The 16842-nt window shown below is 66.2% G+C and carries 16 protein-coding genes; 2 read left to right on the top strand and 14 right to left on the bottom strand.

The features are described 5' to 3' along the window. Positions 1 to 3: 3 nt before the first annotated feature. The 9 genes from hutI to LDO29_RS15610 form a co-directional block, all read right to left on the bottom strand. Positions 4 to 1275, bottom strand: a complete 1272-nt coding sequence (gene hutI, locus LDO29_RS15570) for an imidazolonepropionase (protein ID WP_224080693.1) — start codon at positions 1273 to 1275, stop codon at positions 4 to 6. Continuing rightward, a complete protein-coding gene (locus tag LDO29_RS15575) occupies positions 1272 to 1865 on the bottom strand; it encodes a HutD/Ves family protein (protein ID WP_224080694.1) in 594 nt (197 codons plus the stop codon). Before LDO29_RS15575 ends, hutI begins: the two co-directional genes overlap by 4 nt. Beyond that, entirely contained in the window at positions 1862 to 3562 is a 1701-nt protein-coding gene (gene hutU, locus LDO29_RS15580) for a urocanate hydratase (RefSeq protein ID WP_224080695.1), read from the bottom strand. Before hutU ends, LDO29_RS15575 begins: the two co-directional genes overlap by 4 nt. A gap of 17 nt (positions 3563 to 3579) precedes the next feature. Then, complete coding sequence (hutH, locus tag LDO29_RS15585) at positions 3580 to 5160, bottom strand: histidine ammonia-lyase (RefSeq protein WP_224080696.1); 1581 nt, start codon at positions 5158 to 5160, stop codon at positions 3580 to 3582. 81 nt (positions 5161 to 5241) lie between these two features. Then, positions 5242 to 6000 (bottom strand): histidine utilization repressor, encoded by a 759-nt coding sequence (gene hutC / locus LDO29_RS15590; protein WP_224080697.1) that lies wholly within the window; start codon positions 5998 to 6000, stop codon positions 5242 to 5244. Between the two features lie 5 nt (positions 6001 to 6005). After that, positions 6006 to 6785, bottom strand: coding sequence for an ABC transporter ATP-binding protein (locus tag LDO29_RS15595; protein WP_211952412.1), 780 nt, complete (start codon positions 6783 to 6785; stop codon positions 6006 to 6008). Beyond that, the gene (locus tag LDO29_RS15600; RefSeq protein WP_224080698.1) at positions 6785 to 7639 is read right to left on the bottom strand and encodes an ABC transporter permease; all 855 of its coding nucleotides are present in this window, start codon (positions 7637 to 7639) and stop codon (positions 6785 to 6787) included. The genes LDO29_RS15595 and LDO29_RS15600 overlap by 1 nt, the downstream gene beginning before the upstream one ends. 15 nt (positions 7640 to 7654) lie before the next feature. Then, positions 7655 to 8632, bottom strand: a complete 978-nt coding sequence (locus tag LDO29_RS15605) for an ABC transporter substrate-binding protein (protein WP_224080699.1) — start codon at positions 8630 to 8632, stop codon at positions 7655 to 7657. Between the two features lie 309 nt (positions 8633 to 8941). Next, entirely contained in the window at positions 8942 to 9919 is a 978-nt protein-coding gene (locus tag LDO29_RS15610) for an NAD-dependent epimerase/dehydratase family protein (protein ID WP_224080700.1), read from the bottom strand. A gap of 9 nt (positions 9920 to 9928) precedes the next feature. Between LDO29_RS15610 and LDO29_RS15615 the strand changes: the two genes are divergently transcribed. Then, positions 9929 to 10993: a CDP-6-deoxy-delta-3,4-glucoseen reductase gene (locus LDO29_RS15615; protein ID WP_224080701.1), complete on the top strand. Its 1065-nt coding sequence runs from the start codon at positions 9929 to 9931 to the stop codon at positions 10991 to 10993. Between the two features lie 296 nt (positions 10994 to 11289). Then, positions 11290 to 12477 (top strand): acetylornithine transaminase, encoded by a 1188-nt coding sequence (locus tag LDO29_RS15620; protein ID WP_224080702.1) that lies wholly within the window; start codon positions 11290 to 11292, stop codon positions 12475 to 12477. 121 nt (positions 12478 to 12598) lie between these two features. Here the strand turns inward: LDO29_RS15620 and LDO29_RS15625 are convergent, their stop codons facing one another. The 5 genes from LDO29_RS15625 to LDO29_RS15645 form a co-directional block, all read right to left on the bottom strand. Continuing rightward, the gene (locus tag LDO29_RS15625; protein WP_224080703.1) at positions 12599 to 12955 is read right to left on the bottom strand and encodes a CREC-EF hand family protein; all 357 of its coding nucleotides are present in this window, start codon (positions 12953 to 12955) and stop codon (positions 12599 to 12601) included. 174 nt (positions 12956 to 13129) lie between these two features. Continuing rightward, on the bottom strand, positions 13130 to 13846 hold the full coding sequence (locus LDO29_RS15630) for an ABC transporter ATP-binding protein (RefSeq protein WP_224080704.1): 717 nt from the start codon (positions 13844 to 13846) through the stop codon (positions 13130 to 13132). 17 nt (positions 13847 to 13863) lie between these two features. Next, complete coding sequence (locus tag LDO29_RS15635; RefSeq protein ID WP_224080705.1) at positions 13864 to 14640, bottom strand: ABC transporter ATP-binding protein; 777 nt, start codon at positions 14638 to 14640, stop codon at positions 13864 to 13866. 13 nt (positions 14641 to 14653) lie between these two features. After that, positions 14654 to 15811, bottom strand: coding sequence for an ABC transporter permease subunit (locus LDO29_RS15640; RefSeq protein WP_224080706.1), 1158 nt, complete (start codon positions 15809 to 15811; stop codon positions 14654 to 14656). A gap of 13 nt (positions 15812 to 15824) precedes the next feature. Next, complete coding sequence (locus tag LDO29_RS15645) at positions 15825 to 16760, bottom strand: branched-chain amino acid ABC transporter permease (protein WP_224080707.1); 936 nt, start codon at positions 16758 to 16760, stop codon at positions 15825 to 15827. Positions 16761 to 16842: the final 82 nt, after the last annotated feature.

The following is a 16842-nucleotide window of genomic DNA, read 5'->3' on the forward strand; positions in this document are numbered from 1 at the left end:
CTCTCATGCCCTCCCGCTATCGTGTGACGGCGCTGGATGGATACATCCCTGCCGCACGACCGCCGCGGCCGGATTGCGGCCGAACCAGTAGGCCAGTTCCGCCGGCGAATCGACGCGCCAGAGCACGAAATCCGCCGCGCGTCCGGCAGCCAGCCGCCCATGGCGACCGGTTGCACCGAGCGCGCGCGCCGCGTGCGTGGTCACGCCAGCCAGCGCCTCGGGCACGGTCAGGCGGAACAGCGTGCAGGCCATGTTCATCATCAGCAGCAGCGATGTGACCGGCGATGTACCCGGATTGTGATCCGTGGAGATCGCCATTGGCACGCCGTACTGGCGCAGCAGTGCGATCGGCGGCAGGTTCGTGTCACGCAGGAAATAATAGGCGCCCGGCAGCAGCACTGCCACCGTGCCTGCGGCCGCCATGGCCGCCACGCCGGCTTCGTCCAGGTGCTCGAGGTGGTCCGCCGACAGCGCGCGGTGGCGCGCAGCCAGCGCAGCGCCGCCGAGGTTGCTCAGCTGCTCCGCATGCAGCTTGACCGGCAGGCCATGGCGGGCGGCTGCGTCGAAGACGCACTCGGTCTGCGCCAGCGAGAAGCCGACCGATTCGCAGAAGGCATCGACGGCATCGACGAGCCCTTCTTCCGCGAGTGCCGGCAGCATGGTGTTGCAGACCAGATCGATGTAATCGTCGGCACGGCCCGCATATTCCGGCGGCAGCGCATGCGCGCCGAGGAAGGTCGTGTGCACCGACACGCCGAACGCTTCGCCAAGGCGGCGTGCGACGCGCAGTTGCCGGCGCTCCGCCTCCAGTTCCAGGCCATAGCCGGACTTGATCTCGATGGCCGTCACGCCTTCGGCCAGCAGCGGCGCCAGGCGGGCAGCCGCTTGCGCGAACAGCGTGTCTTCGTCGGCGGCACGGGTAGCGCGCACCGAAGACACGATGCCGCCACCGGCGCGCGCGATCTCCTCGTAGCTGGCGCCGGCCAGGCGCATGGCGAATTCGTCGGCACGCTGGCCGCCGTAGACGAGGTGCGTATGGCAATCGACCAGTCCAGGCGTGATCCATGCCCCGCCCGCGTCATGGCGCGGCAGGCCGCGATAGCCGTCGGGCAGCTCCGCTTCAGGGCCGAGCCAGGCGATAGTGCCCTGTTCCACGACCAGCGCACCATCGCGCACTGCCCGGCCAGGGTCGGCGTCCGGCAGCAGGTGGCAGTGATGCCAGACGCCGTCCGCGGAGCGGGCGCCGGAAAGGCTCGATGCAATGGGCGCACTCATTGGCCGCTCTCCGTTGTCAGCGTGACGCACAGGCACAGCGCATCGGCGTCGAGCGGCGCCAGCGCGTGGAACGCCGCGGTGACGCCCGCGGGATACCAGACGCCCTCGTTGGCGCGCAGCGGCTCCATCAGGCTTGCGCCGGGATCGCGCCAATCGCCCCTGAGCACGAACAGCGCCACAGCGTCCTCGCCCGAGCTGAAGGAGAAGCCGTGCTGCATGGCATGCACCTGCGCGCGGCAGACACCGCGGCGTGCCATCACGTTGAAGTCGCGCGTGGCGCCAGCAATGAGCGTCGCGTCGACTGCTACATCGCCCGAAAAAGCGAACGGTTCGCCGATGGTTGCGAGCCGGTAGTCGAAGCTGCCGTCGGCGGCGTGCAGGCGCACGCCTGCACCGTCGAGCAGCACGATCTGCCGGTCGATCCCCGCGAACGCGGAGAATGGCCCGTCCGCCGCGATATCGGCGACGCTGATGCGCCAGGCAAAGTCATCAAGCCCCGCATCGGGCGGCCACACAGCGACCTCGCGCGTGGTGCCGCCGCCGTTCTTCCATGGCGTCGGTTCAATCGAGTCAAGGGCGAAGCGGGTCATGAGCGGTTCACCATCGGCAGGTTAAGGCCCTTCTCGCGCGCACATTCGATGGCGAGTTCATAGCCGGCATCGGCATGGCGCATCACGCCCGTGGCCGGGTCGTTCCACAGCACGCGCTCGATACGCTTCGCGGCGGCGTCCGTGCCGTCGCAGACGATCACCACGCCCGCATGCTGCGAGAAGCCCATGCCGACACCACCGCCATGGTGCAGGCTGACCCACGTCGCGCCGCCGGCGGTGTTCAGCAGCGCGTTGAGCAGCGGCCAGTCGGACACGGCATCGGAGCCATCGCGCATCGCTTCGGTCTCGCGGTTCGGCGAAGCGACCGAGCCGCAGTCGAGATGATCACGGCCAATCACGACGGGCGCCTTCAGTTCGCCCGACTTCACCATCTCGTTGAACGCGAGGCCCGCGCGATGGCGCTCGTCCAGCCCCACCCAGCAGATGCGCGCGGGCAGTCCCTGGAACGCGATGCGGTCGTGCGCCATATCGAGCCAGCGGTGCAGGTGCTTGTCCTCGGGGAACAGCGCCTTCATCTTGGCATCGGTCTTGTAGATATCCTCGGGATCGCCCGACAACGCGACCCAGCGGAACGGGCCCTTGCCGCGGCAGAACAACGGGCGGATGTACGCTGGCACGAAGCCCGGGAAATCGAAGGCATTCTTCACGCCCTCGTCGAACGCGACCTGGCGGATGTTGTTGCCATAGTCGACGGTGGGCACGCCCATCTTCTGGAAGTCGAGCATGGCCTGCACGTGTTTCACGATAGACGGACGCGCGGCCGCCTCCACCGACTTGGGATCTTGCTGGCGCGCGTGCTCCCATTGCTCGACAGTCCAGCCTTGCGGCAGGTAACCGTTGACGAGGTCATGCGCCGAGGTCTGGTCGGTGACGATGTCCGGACGCATGCCGCCGGCCTGCGCGCGCTTGGCCAGTTCGGGCACGATATCCGCCGCGTTGCCGAGCAGCCCGACGGAGATGGCTTCCTTCTTCTGCGTGGCCTCGGCGATCATCGCCAGTGCTTCATCGAGCGTGGTGGCCTTCTTGTCGAGGTACCGCGTGCGCAGGCGGAAGTCGATGCGCGATTCCTGGCATTCGACCGCCAGCACGCAAGCACCTGCCAGCACGCCGGCCAGCGGCTGCGCGCCGCCCATGCCGCCCAGGCCCGCCGTCAGGATCCACTTGCCCGACAGGTCGCCGTTGTAATGCTGGCGGCCCGCTTCGACAAAGGTCTCGTACGTCCCCTGCACGATGCCCTGCGTGCCGATGTAGATCCACGAGCCGGCGGTCATCTGGCCGTACATCATCAGGCCAGCGCGGTCGAGCTCGTTGAACTTGTCCCAGTTGGCCCAGTGCGGCACCAGGTTGGAGTTGGCGATCAGCACGCGCGGCGCGTCCGCGTGCGTGCGGAACACGCCGACTGGCTTGCCGGACTGCACCAGCAGCGATTCGTCTTCGCCGAGGCGGCGCAGGCTGTCGAGGATGGCGTCGAAGCATTCCCAGTTGCGCGCCGCCTTGCCGATGCCGCCGTAGACCACCAGGTCCTGCGGGCGCTCGGCCACGTCCGGGTCCAGGTTGTTCTGGATCATGCGGTAGGCGGCTTCGATCAGCCAGTTCTTGCAGTGCAGCTCCGTGCCGCGCGGCGCGCGAATTTCGCGCTGGCCGCGCTGGAGGAATTGGGATTCGTGGGCGTTCATGGGGACTCTCTCCTTGCTCAGGCGCTCTTGGTATTAGTCGGCAGGATGTCGCGGACCGCTGCAGGCCACCCCGCTCCCGCATCCCCCTGCACCACCCACTGCTTCATCGCCTCGATATCCGGCGCCAGGTAGCGGTCAGCCTCGACAAACGCCACGCGCGCACGGATGCGGGCCAGTTCCTGTTCCACCAGCGGCGACGACTTCAGCGGCCGATAGAATTCGATACCCTGCGCGGCAGCCATCGCTTCGATGCCTACCACCACCGCGGTATTGGCCGCCATATCGCCAAGCCGGCGCGCGCCATAGGTGGCCATCGACACATGATCCTCCTGGTTGGCCGAAGTCGGCAGGCTGTCGACGCTGGACGGATGCGCGAGCGACTTGTTCTCCGACGCCAGCGCCGCCGCGGTGACCTGCGCAATCATGAAGCCCGAGTTCAAGCCGCCGTCGCGCACCAGGAACGGCGGCAGGCCCGACAGGCCCGTGTCCAGCAGCAACGCCAGCCGGCGCTCGGAAATCGCGCCGATCTCGGCAATCGCCAGCGCGATGATGTCGGCGGCAAACGCCACCGGCTCGGCGTGGAAGTTGCCGCCGGAGATCACGTCGCCCTGCTCCGGGAACACCAGCGGATTGTCCGAGGCGGCATTGGCTTCGATCCTCAGGATGCGCGCGGCGTGTTGCAGGTTGTCGAGGCAGGCGCCCATCACCTGCGGCTGGCAGCGGATCGAGTACGGGTCCTGCACGCGGCCGCAGGCCTTGTGCGAATCGACGATCTCGCTGCCGTCGAGCATGGCGCGCACGGCGCCGGCCACGGCGATCTGGCCAGCCTGGCCGCGCGCTTCATGGATGCGCGCGTCGAACGGCTTGACCGAGCCCTTGATCGCTTCGAGCGACAGCGCTCCGGCCACCAGCCCGGCGGCAAACGCATCTTCCGCGGCGAACAGGCCAGCCAGCGCCAGCGCCGTCGAAACCTGCGTGCCGTTGAGCAGCGCCAGGCCTTCCTTGGGGCCCAGTTCAAACGCGGACAGGCCCGCGTGAGCCAGTCCTTCGGCAGCCGGCACGCGGCGGCCATCGACGATCACATCACCCACGCCGATCAGCGTGCACGACATGTGCGCCAGCGGCGCCAGGTCGCCCGACGCGCCCACCGAGCCCTTGGCCGGGATGCACGGCGTCACGCCGTGGTTGGCGAGCGCAAGCAGCGCTTCGATGATCTCGGGCCGCACGCCCGAATGGCCGCGCGCGAGGCTTACGGCCTTGATCGCCAGGATCACGCGCACCACGTCCTCGCCCAGGTCCGGGCCGGTGCCCACGCTGTGTGACAGCACCAGATTGCGCTGCAGCGTGGCCAGCTTGTCGTTCGGGATGCGCGTCTGCGCCAGCTTGCCGAAGCCGGTATTGATGCCGTAGACCACGGCGTCGGCGTCGATGATGTCCTGCACAGTGGCCTGCGCGGCACGCACGCCGGCCCAGGCCGAGTCGGCCATCTCGAGGCGCACTTCGCCGCGGTAGATGCGGCGAAGGTCGGCCAGGGTGACCTGGCCCGGATTCAGGGTCAGCAGCGGGCGGGAGGCTTGTTCGGTTTGGCTGGCGGTCATGAGTCGGTTCCTGTCTTGTATGTCCCTGTCTATACAGCTTAGGACAAAAAAATGGATGAGATAGCTGAGTTCTGTCGGAAATCAGCCGAAGGCGGGATTGCCGTCGGCGCGGAAGCGGCTGCCGAGGCGGTAGCGGTTGCCCGGGTGCAGGCAACGCACGAACGTCACCGGCACGCCGTTCGTCCAGGTGCGGCGGGTCAGCATCAGGCAAGGTTGTGTCGGCGGCATTTCCAGTTGCGCCGCCTGGTCGGGCGTTGCGGAAATGGCGTCGACCACGTGCTCGACCTGGTCATAGGGCACATTGCGCAGCAGGTATTCGCCGGGCTTGATGGCACTGAAGTCCTGGCTGATGAAGTCCGGCGCCACGCGCGGGTTGACGTAGCGGTCTTCCAGCTGCACCGGCACGCCGTCCTCGCGGTGCACGCAGACGGAATGGAACACCGATTCGCCGGTGCGCAGCTCCAGCGCCGCGGCCACTTCGATCGAGGCCGCCACGCGCTCGACCAGGATCACGTCGCAGGCATAGTCATGGCCGCGCATGCGGATCTCGTCCTGCAGGTTGACCACGCTGAGCAGCGTGGACTGCGGCTTGTGCTCGGCCACGAAGGTGCCCACGCCGGCCACGCGCACCACCCTGCCCTGCTCGGACAGCTCGCGCAGCGCCCGGTTGACGGTCATGCGCGACACGCCGAAGCGGTTCACCAGCTCCTGCTCCGACGGCACCCGGTCGCCCGGCTGCCACGCACCGCTCTGGATCTGGCGCGCGATGTACGCCTTCACCTGCTGGTAGAGCGCAGTGGGAGAGGAAGCGGGGCTGGCAGTGCCGACGGCGTGGTTCATGGTCTTCAGTGCTCGGCCGCGGCCATGGCCTCGGCGCGGATCTCCTCGGTCAGCCGCGCCTTGAGCGCGGAAAACTCCGGCGACGTCTTGATCGTGTAATGGCGCGGATGCGGGAAATCGACCGCGATCTCGCTCTTGATACGACCCGGCCTGGCGGAAAACACTGCCACCCGGTTGGCCATGAAGATGGCCTCGTCGATATCGTGGGTCACGAATAATACCGTCTTGCGCGAAGCTTCCCAGATGCCGAGCAGCAATTCCTGCATCAGCACGCGGGTCTGGTTGTCGAGCGCGCCGAACGGCTCGTCGAGCAGCAGGATCTTGGGATCGTTGGCCAGCGCCCGCGCAATCGCGGTGCGCTGCTGCATGCCGCCCGAGAGCTGTTTGGGATAGTGATGCTCGAAGCCGCGCAACCCCACGCGCTGGATGAAGAAATCGCTGCGCTCGCGCTGCTCGGCCTCGCTCATGCCACGCTCGCGCAGGCCGAAGCGCACGTTCTGCTCGATCGTCAGCCACGGGAACAGCGTGTAGGACTGGAACACCATGCCGCGGTCGGCGCCCGGACCGGACACGGGCTGGCCGTCGAGCAGCACGGTGCCGCCGGTAGGCGTGTCGAGGCCGGCGACGATGCGCAGCAGCGTCGATTTGCCGCAGCCCGACGGGCCCAGGATGGTGACGAAGTCGTTGTCGCGCACCTCGAAATCGACCGGCAGCAGCGCCTGGGTCTGGCCGCCGCGCGGGTTGGTGAAGGTGCGCGAGACCTGCTGGATGGACAGTGCGCTCATCAGATCGAACTCCACGGGAACAGGCGCTGGTTGGCCAGCTTGAAGACGAGATCCGACACCAGCCCGATACAGCCGATAACGATGATGCCGAAGATGATCTGCCCGGTGTTCAGCAGCGCCTGGCTGTCGGTGATCATGTGGCCGATGCCCGAGGACGAGCCGATCAGCTCGGCGACGATCACGTAGGTCCAGGCCCAGCCAAGCACCAGCCGCAGGATCTCGGCAATCTCCGGCGCCGCGCCCGGGATCAGCACACGCTTGACGATGCCGCGGCTGTTGGCGCCGAGCGTATAGGCCGCTTCCACCAGGTCCTTGCGCGCGCCGCCCACGGCGACCGCCACCATCAGCACGATCTGGAAGAACGAGCCGATGAAGATCACCAGCAGCTTCTGCGTCTCGCCGATGCCGGCCCACAGGATCAGCAGCGGAATGAAGGCCGACGCCGGCAGATAACGGCAGAACGAGACGAACGGCTCGAAGAACGCCTCCGCCGCCTTGTACGCGCCCATCAGGATGCCCAGCGGCACCGCGAGGACCGCCGCCAGCACGAAGCCGCCGAGCACGCGCCATACGGTCATGCCGATATCGCCGATGAAGTTGTACTCCGCGAACAAGGTCATGCCCTCGCGCGCCATGGTCAGCGGATCGGCCAGGAACGTACGCGACACGAAGCCACCCAGCGTCACCACGGCCCACACCGCGAAGAACAGCACGAAGAACGACAGGCCCAGCACCCAGCGCGCGGGCGGCGACACCGGCACCAGCGGCGATAGCCACGGATGCCGGCGGCGTGCCGGCACCGCCTTGGCCGGCATGCCGACTGGCGCTGGGGAACTCATCTGAACTTGCGCCATGACATCAGCCTCCGCTTACTTGAGGAAGCGCGCGTCGTAGAGCGTGGTGACGTCCGGCACCTGGCGGATCACGCCGATGTCGAGCAGCACGCCGGCGGCTTCCTTGCTGAAACTGGCCAGCTCGCCAGCGAAGAACTTGCGGTTGGCCTCGCGGTCCTGCCAGCGCAGGTAGGCCGACGACTTGGCGAACTGCTCGCCGGTCTGCTTGACCGCCGCACCCATGATCTCGTTGGACTTCCCGGGTTCCTTGCGAATCATCTCGAGCGCTTCGAAATAGCTGTCGACCAGCGCCTGCGCGGCCTTGGGATTGTCCTTGAGCCACTTGGGCGAGCAGCCCAGTGTATCGGTCACCATCGGATAGTCGAGCGTGGTGGCCAGGATCTTGCCCTTGTCCGGGTTCTGGCGAACGGTGGACAGGTAGGGCTCGTAGGTCATCGCACCGTCGTTCTGGCCTGCCACGAAGGCCTGCGCGGCGGCCTGCGGCGACAGCGTGGTGGTCTTCACATCCTTGAGCGTCATGCCGTTCTTCTTCAGCATCCACGCCAGGCCGAAGTACGGCGCGGTGCCGGGCGCGTCCACGCCGATGGTCTTGCCCTTCAGGTCGGCAAAGCCCTTGACGTCGGCACGCACGGCCAGGCCGTCGGCGCCGTAGGACTTGTCGAGCTGCACGATCTGCGTGATGGGCACGCCGTTGGCGTTCCACGCCACGTGCGTTTCCACGGTGGTGGCCGCGCACTGGATGGCACCCGAGGCCAGCGCCAGGTGGCGGTCCTTCTGCGGGATCATTTTGATGTCCACGTCCACGCCGTGCTTCTTGAAGATTCCCGCCTTGTCGGCCAGCGTCAGCGGCGCAAAGCCGGTCCAGCCGCTCATGCCGAGCGTGACCTGCGTGGTCTGCGCATGGGCCACCCCGGCCATGGCAACCGCTGCCAGCAATGACGCGCGGGCGATGCGCATGGCGGCCCGACCTGCAATCCGGCTCTGAATCCTCATCGGTAAGCTCCTTTGGTGTGTCCGTCAGCGGCGGCGCCATGCATGTGGCACTGCTTGGTTCCGGGCAATTTTACAATCCTGTATATACAAGTCAATGTAGTAGTTGCCCGAGGGACCCACTGGCCCATGGAGGCCAGATATGCACCTTTTATGGACGCTTCCGGCCAAAGTGCAGATTAAGCCATCGACAGTAGCGATGACTGGATGCACCTTGCCGGAGCAAAACACCCATTGCTGTATAGACAGGAGACGACGAGACGACGGGAACGCAAGCGCCGTGCCCAAGACACGGCACAACAGTCCTCCGGATCAGGCGTCGAAGAAGGAAGTGACGGTGGGATAGCGCAGCCGCAGACGCAGCTCGCGTTTCAGGCGCCGGTTGTCCAGACGGCGCGATTCATTCATGAAGCTCAGCAGGGTCGGATCAATCACTTCGCGGGCCTGCTGGCGCGTGATGCGCGGCGGACGCGGCAGGCCACGGCGGTCAGCCACCAGATCGAAGTAGTCGGCCATGCGCAGCTCGGTGTCGTCGCTGGCATGCACCACGCGCTGGGCTCGTCCACGGAACAGTGCGGCGACCATAGTCCGCGCGAGGTCGTCGGCGTGGATATGGCTGGTGTAGACGTCATCCTGCGGGGCCAGCGCCGGCGTGCCGCGCTTCAGGCGCGCCAGCGGCAGGCGGTCTTCGGCATAGATGCCGGGAATACGCACGATGCTGGTACGCCAATCACCATCCCGGCCGAGCTCGCGCACGGCACGCTCGGCCGCCACGCGGCGCCGCGCACGCGCTGTCTGCGGGCGCACGCGGGCATATTCGGCCACGCGCGCGCCGGAACGGTCGCCATAGACGCCCGATGTGCTGGCATAGACGAAGGCCGGACGAGCCCTGCGCCGGTCGGGTAGAATGACGGGCTCGCCGGCGTGCGCCCGGGCGCTGCGCCATGCGGTGCGGCGCAGGGTGGCGAGCAAGGCACGCGTGCGCGGATCGCCCTCACCCGCCCCAGGCGGCGGAGCCAGATCCAGCACGCGGCTGGCCAGCCCGCGCAGGCGCGCGAGCGTGGCGGGCCGGTCCAGGTCCGCGACCAGCGGTACCGCGCCGGCGGCACGCAGCTCGGCCCGGCGCGCCGGCTGCGACGTTACGGCAAACACACGCATCCGTGCGGACACGATTCGCAGGCAGCGCGTCCCCACATCCCCGCACCCCACGATCAGCAGGCGCGGGCGGCCCAGGCGAACCCCGGGGCTCGGGCGGCGCGATGGCTGCAGCTTCGGAAGAATTTGGCTCATAGATCGATTATGGCTTATCAAGTAACCGTCATGCCCAGCGGCCACAAGTTCGAGGTGGCTGCCGATGAAACCATCCTGGGCGCTGCCCTGCGTCACAGCATCGGCCTGCCCTACGGCTGCAAGAACGGTGCATGTGGTTCGTGCAAGGGCCGCGTACTGGAAGGCACCATCGTACAAGGCGACCACGCCCCGGCGGCGCTGACCGCGCAGGAAAAGACCGAGGGCCGTGCGTTGTTCTGCTGCGCCAATGCCAGCTCGGACATCACCATCGAATGCCGCGAGGTCCACGGCGCGGGCGACATCCCCATAAAGAAGGTGCCGTGCCGCGTCACCTCGCTGGAACGCCTGGCCGACGACGTGATCGCCATCAAGCTGCAACTGCCCGCCACCGAGCGCATGCAGTACCTGGCCGGCCAGTACGTGGAATTCCTGCTGCGCGACGGCAAGCGCCGCAGCTATTCAATCGCCACGCCGCCGCATGAGGATGGCCCGATCGAACTGCATATCCGCCACATGCCGGGCGGTGCGTTCACCGACTACGTGTTCGGCGCCAAGGAAGGCGCGCCGGCCATGAAAGAGCGCGACATCCTGCGCTTCGAAGGCCCGCTGGGCAGCTTCTTCCTGCGCGAGGAATCCACGGCGCCGATGATCCTGCTGGCCTCGGGCACGGGCTTCGCGCCGATCAAGGCCATCGTCGAGCATGCCGCCTACACCGGCATCACGCGCCCGATGACGCTGTACTGGGGTGGCCGCCGCCCGAAGGACCTGTACATGCACGCGCTGTGCGAGCAATGGGCGCGCGATCTGCCCAACTTCAAGTACGTGCCGGTCATCTCGGACGCGCTGCCGGAAGACAACTGGAGCGGCCGCACCGGCTTCGTCCACCAGGCCGTGATTGCGGACCACCCGGACCTGTCCGGCCACGAGGTCTACGCCTGCGGGGCACCGGTGATGATCAACGCCGCGCGCGGTGATTTCACCCGACAGTGCAAGCTGCACGAGGATGCGTTCTTCGCCGACTCGTTCACGTCCGAGGCCGATATGCACCCGGCCGGCGCGGCACCGGCGGCCTGAGGCGCGCGCCGCCGCCAGCCGTTCCCGAAGCCGTTCCCTCAGCGCAACAATGCCCGGGACCTCCAAAATTCGTTTTGACACCCGGGCGCATGCGCCTTATATTTGCCCGCATGCACATGACCTTCAACCGACGCCGCAGCTTCCGTACGTCGCTCCCCGCTGGGGTGCCGCGCGGCTGACCGTCGACTGCGTCTGTTCATGTCAACGAGCCACGGGCAACCCCCGTGGCTTTTTGTTTTTGTTCCGGTTCTTACGCCCGTCCGTCCATCGTTTAAAGCCGACCCCTGGAGTCCGCCATGGCATTTGCTGAGTATCCCGTTCAATCCCTGATGTACATCACCAACCGGCCCGAACTCGTCTTCACCGAGGGCAAGGGCTCCTGGCTGACGGATCACAACGGCAAGCGATACCTGGACTTCGTGCAGGGCTGGGCAGTGAACTGCCTCGGCCATTCCAACCAGGGCATGGTCGACGCCGTGGTCGCGCAGGCGGGCAAGCTGATCAACCCGAGCCCGGCGTTCTACAACGAGCCGATGATCCGGCTGGCCAGGCAGCTCACCGACAACAGCTGCTTCGACAAGGTCTTCTTCGCCAACAGCGGCGCCGAGGCCAACGAAGGCGCGATCAAGCTCGCGCGCAAATGGGGCCGCAAGCACAAGAACGGCGCCTTCGAGATCATCACCATGGACCACAGCTTCCATGGCCGCACGCTCGCCACCATGAGCGCGTCGGGCAAGGCCGGCTGGGACACCATCTTCGCACCGCAGGTGCCGGGTTTCCCCAAGGCAGACCTGAACGACCTGGCTTCGGTGGAGAAGCTCATCACGGACAAGACCGTCGGCATCATGCTGGAGCCGGTGCAGGGCGAAGGCGGCGTGATTCCCGCCACGCGCGAGTTCATGCAGGGCCTGCGCGCGCTGGCCGACAAGCACAAGCTGCTGCTCATCGTCGATGAAGTACAGACTGGTTGCGGCCGCTGCGGCACCCTCTTCGCCTACCAGCTGTCGGGCGTGGAGCCGGACATCATGACGCTGGGCAAGGGCATCGGTGGTGGCGTGCCGCTGTCGGCGCTGCTGTGCAAGGCGGAAGTGGCCAGCTTCGAGGCCGGCGACCAGGGCGGCACCTACAACGGCAACCCGCTGATGACAGCCGTCGGCAGCTCCGTGATCGAGCAGCTCACCGCGCCGGGCTTCCTCGACGACGTCAAGGCCAAGGGCGAATACCTGAAGGAACAGCTGCTGGCGCTGAGCAGCGAATTCGGCCTGGCCGGCGAACGCGGGGAAGGCCTGCTGCGCGCGCTGCAACTGGGCAAGGACATCGGTCCGCAACTCGTGGAGGAAGCCCGCGACATGGGACCGGACGGCCTGCTGCTGAACGCCCCGCGCGCGAACCTGCTGCGCTTCATGCCGGCGCTGAACGTGACGCGCGAAGAGATCGACAAGATGATCGGCATGCTGCGCACGCTGCTGAAGAAGCTGGCCTGAGCACCGAAGCGAAACACACCCTGAACGGCCCCGCTCCCTTCCACCTGGGAGGCGAGAGGGGGCGCCGGGCGCCCCGTCCCACATCACGCGGCTTCGGGTGTGTCACCGCGCCAGCGAACGGTCAGTTCCAGATGGGATTTTCCTTCTGCATCTGTTCCTTGGTCTTCGCTTCCCAATACGCACCGATCTGACGTTCGGAGACGTACCCCCGCTTCAGCGAATCGATCTTGCTGAAGTTCTTGTACACCTGCGGCATACCCGCTTTCGCTTCGTCGCGGCTCAGCTTGCCGTCGTGGTTGGCATCGGCCGCCTTGAAGCGTTCGGAAATAAGCGCCTTGGCTTCGGCTGTGGTCGGTGGTGCCGCCGGAACCTGACCGGAGTCTGCTCCCGGGGCACTCGCCTGCTGGGCACTCGCGGCCGTGCAGGCCAGCGCCATCACCGCTGCCAAGCATACTGCAGGCAATTTACGCACGATCATTTCCATCTCCTCTAGCGTTTTTATCGAGAAGGGTCTTCTTGCGAAATTCCGGCAAAAAAAATCCCTGTGAGCCAAGGCTCACAGGGAATTCTAGGCACTGATAACCCGCCTACCAACACATTTGTGCATCGGCAGGGTTAGCCAGGTCCCATACTTCGTGGCTGGCAACCAGCCTTATTCGCCGAGGTACGCGGCGCGCACCTTCGGATCATCCAGCATCTGCCTGGCCTCGCCGCTCATCGTGATCAGGCCCGACTCCATCACGTAGCCGCGGTGCGCGGCCTGCAGCGCCAGGCGTGCGTTCTGCTCGACCAGCAGCACGGTCACGCCCTGCGCCGAGATGTCGCGCACGACTTCGAAGATCTTCTCGACCATGATCGGGGACAAGCCCATAGACGGTTCGTCGAGCAGCAGCAGCCTGGGCTGGCTCATCAGCGCGCGCGCCATGGCCAGCATCTGCTGCTCGCCGCCGGACATGGTGCCCGCCAGTTGGTTGGCCCGCTCCTTCAGGCGCGGAAAGATGCCGAACATGCGGTCGACATCGTCCTTGATGCCGGCCTCGTCATTGCGGGTGTAGGCGCCCATCTGCAGGTTTTCGGTGATGGTCATGCGCGCGAACACGCCGCGGCCTTCCGGCACCATCGCCAGGCCCTGCTTGAGCAGCGCGTAGCTGGGCACGCCCTTGATGGACTTGCCCATGTACTCCACGTCGCCGCCGGCCCATCCCTGCAGGCCGGTGACGGCCTTCATGGTGGTGGTCTTGCCGGCGCCGTTGGCGCCGATCAGCGTCACCAGCTCGCCATCCTTGATTTCCAGGTCGATGCCCTTGACGGCCTGGATGCCGCCGTAGGCAACCTTCAGGCCGGAGATCTTCAGTACTGTCTGTTTCATTGCTTGTCCTCCCGCCATCAGTGCGCGGATGCGCCGAGGTAGGCCTCGATCACGGCGGGGTTGCTCTGCACTTCCTGCGGCAGGCCCTGGGCAATCACCTTGCCATAGTCCAGCACGGTCAGGCGGTTGCACAGCCCCATCACCAGCTTCACATCGTGCTCGATCAGCAGGATGGTCTTGCCATCGTTCTTGATCTTCTCGAGCAAGCCGCGCAGCTCCACCTTCTCGGTCGCGTTCATGCCCGCGGCCGGTTCGTCCAGCGCCAGCAGCTTGGGCTCGGTCGCCAGCGCGCGGGCGATCTCCAGCCGGCGCTGATGGCCGTACGACAGGTTGCGCGAGGTAAAGTTGGCGTACTTGCCGATACCGACATAGTCCAGCAGGTCATGCGCCATGTCCTCGATGCCCTCTTCCTCGTGGCGTACCGCCGGCGGGCGGAAGATCGCGCCGAACAGGCCGGCCTTGGAACGCACATGGCGCCCGACCATCACGTTCTCCAGCGCGGTCATGTCGCCAAACAGGCGGATGTTCTGGAACGTACGGGCGATGCCGGCCTTGGCCACCTCATGCACGGCGGTCGGCTGGTAGGGCTTGCCGCCCAGCACGAACTCGCCCGAATCCGGCGTGTAGAGGCCGGTGATCACGTTGAAGAACGTGGTCTTGCCGGCGCCGTTCGGGCCGATCAGGCCATAGATTTCGCCCGGCTTGATCTGCAGGCCCACATCGGACAGCGCCTGCAGGCCGCCGAAACGCTTGTTGACCCCCTGTACCGACAGGAGGAAATTGTTGTTGCTCATGTTGTCCTCCTGGTCAGAAACGGCCCACGCTGCCCGCACGGCGCACCACCGGGCGGTCTTCCTTGCGCGGCGACGGCCAGATGCCTGCCGGGCGATACAGCATGACGCCGACCAGGGCCAGGCCGAACAGCAGCTGGCGCAGGACTTCGGCATCGACGATCACGTGGCCGAACAGGCCGGTCTGCATCGGCTCGGCCACCACGCGCAGCAGTTCCTGGAATCCGACCAGCAGGATGCCGCCCAGGATCACGCCCGGGATATGGCCCATGCCGCCCAGCACCACGATGGCCAGCACATAGATCGATTCCCACAGCGTGAACGATTCCGGCGACACGAAGCCCTGGAACGCGCCGAACACCGCACCCGAGGCGCCGCCGAATGACGCGCCCATGGCAAAGGCCAGCAGCTTGATGTTGCGGGTGTTGATGCCCATCGCCTTGGCGGCGATCTCGTCTTCGCGGATGGCCACGAAGGCACGGCCAATGCGCGAGTTCTGCAGCCGCAGGCAGACGAACACGATCACGATGACCAGGAACACCAGCAGGTAGTAGTACATGAACACCGGCGTGAACTTGAGCCCGAAGATCTCGTGCGACTTCGAGAAATCGAAGCCGAAGATATGGACCGGGTCCACCGCGGTGATCCCTTTCGGCCCGTTGGTGATGTTCAGCGGGCGATCAAGGTTGTTCATGAAGATGCGGATGATTTCGCCGAAGCCCAGCGTCACGATGGCCAGGTAGTCACCGCGCAGCTTGAGGGTCGGCGCACCCAGCAGCACGCCGAAGGTGGCCGCCACCAGGATCGCAATTGGCAGCACCCACCACATCGACACGTGCAGCCCGTGGGGGAACAGCTGATGGATCCACTCGAACTGGTTGGCCAGGTGCGGCGAGCCGAGCAGCGCCATCATGTAGGCGCCGACCGCGTAGAACGCGATGTAACCCAGGTCGAGCAGGCCGGCGAAGCCCACCACGATGTTCAGGCCCAGCGCCAGCATGATGTACAGCAGCGCGAAGTCGAGCACGCGCACCCAGTAGTTGCCGCCCAGGGTCTGGACGAAAAACGGGGCGCACAGGGCGATCACCAGGAAGCCCAGCAGCGCGGCCAGGGTCTTCGTCGGGACTTTTGACGGCGCGGCGACGGCGGCCGTGGATGGAATCGGAGTATTCATGGATTCGCTCCCCTCAGGCACGGTCAGCCACGCGTTCGCCCATGATGCCGGACGGACGGAACACAAGTACGGTAATCAGCACAATGAAGGCGAAGACGTCCTGGTAGTTCGAACCGAACACGCCATTGGTCAGGTCGCCGATGTAGCCGGCACCCAGTGCCTCGATCAGGCCCAGCAGCATGCCGCCCACCATGGCGCCGGCCAGGTTGCCGATGCCGCCCAGCACCGCGGCGGTGAACGCCTTCAGGCCAGGAATGAAGCCCATGTAGAAGTGGGCGTTGCCATAGTTGGTGGCCATCATCACGCCGGCCAGCGCGGCGAGCGTGGCGCCGATCATGAAGGTCGCGGAAATGACGAAGTTGGGGTTCACGCCCATCAGGCCGGCCACCTTCTGGTTTTCGGCGGTAGCGCGCATGGCGCGGCCGAGCTTGGTGCGGTTGACCAGGGCCAGCAGGCCGGCCATGACCATCACGGCCAGGCCGATGATGACGATTTCCTTGCCGGTGATGGTGGCGCCGGTCGCGCCGATGTCGATCGGGTCGGAAGGCAGCAGCTGCGGGAAGGTCAGCGGGTTGCGCGACCAGATCAGCATGCCAGCCGTCTGGAGGATGATGGAAACCCCGATGGCGGTGATCAGCGGGGCCAGGCGCGGCGCATTGCGCAGCGGCCGGTAGGCGATCCGCTCGATGGAATAGGCCAGTACTGCACAGACCGGCATGGCGACAAAGGTGGCAATCACCAGCGTCAGCCACTCGGGCAGGCCGGGGGCAAATTTCTGCAGCCCCAGGATCGCTGACAAAGCGGTCAGCGCGCCAATCATCAGGACGTCGCCGTGGGCGAAGTTGATGATGCCCAGAATGCCGTAGACCATGGTGTAGCCCAGTGCGATCAGCGCATAGATGCTGCCGAGCACCAGACCGTTCACGATCTGCTGGATAAAGATATCCATGAAAACTCCTGCTTCAGTCCCGGTTCTTGCGGCATGGTGTAGATGCCGGACGGACCATGGTGTGAGATGGGTATGTAGGTGT

This window comes from Cupriavidus laharis (genome assembly GCF_914271435.1).
Lineage (GTDB): Bacteria > Pseudomonadota > Gammaproteobacteria > Burkholderiales > Burkholderiaceae > Cupriavidus > Cupriavidus laharis.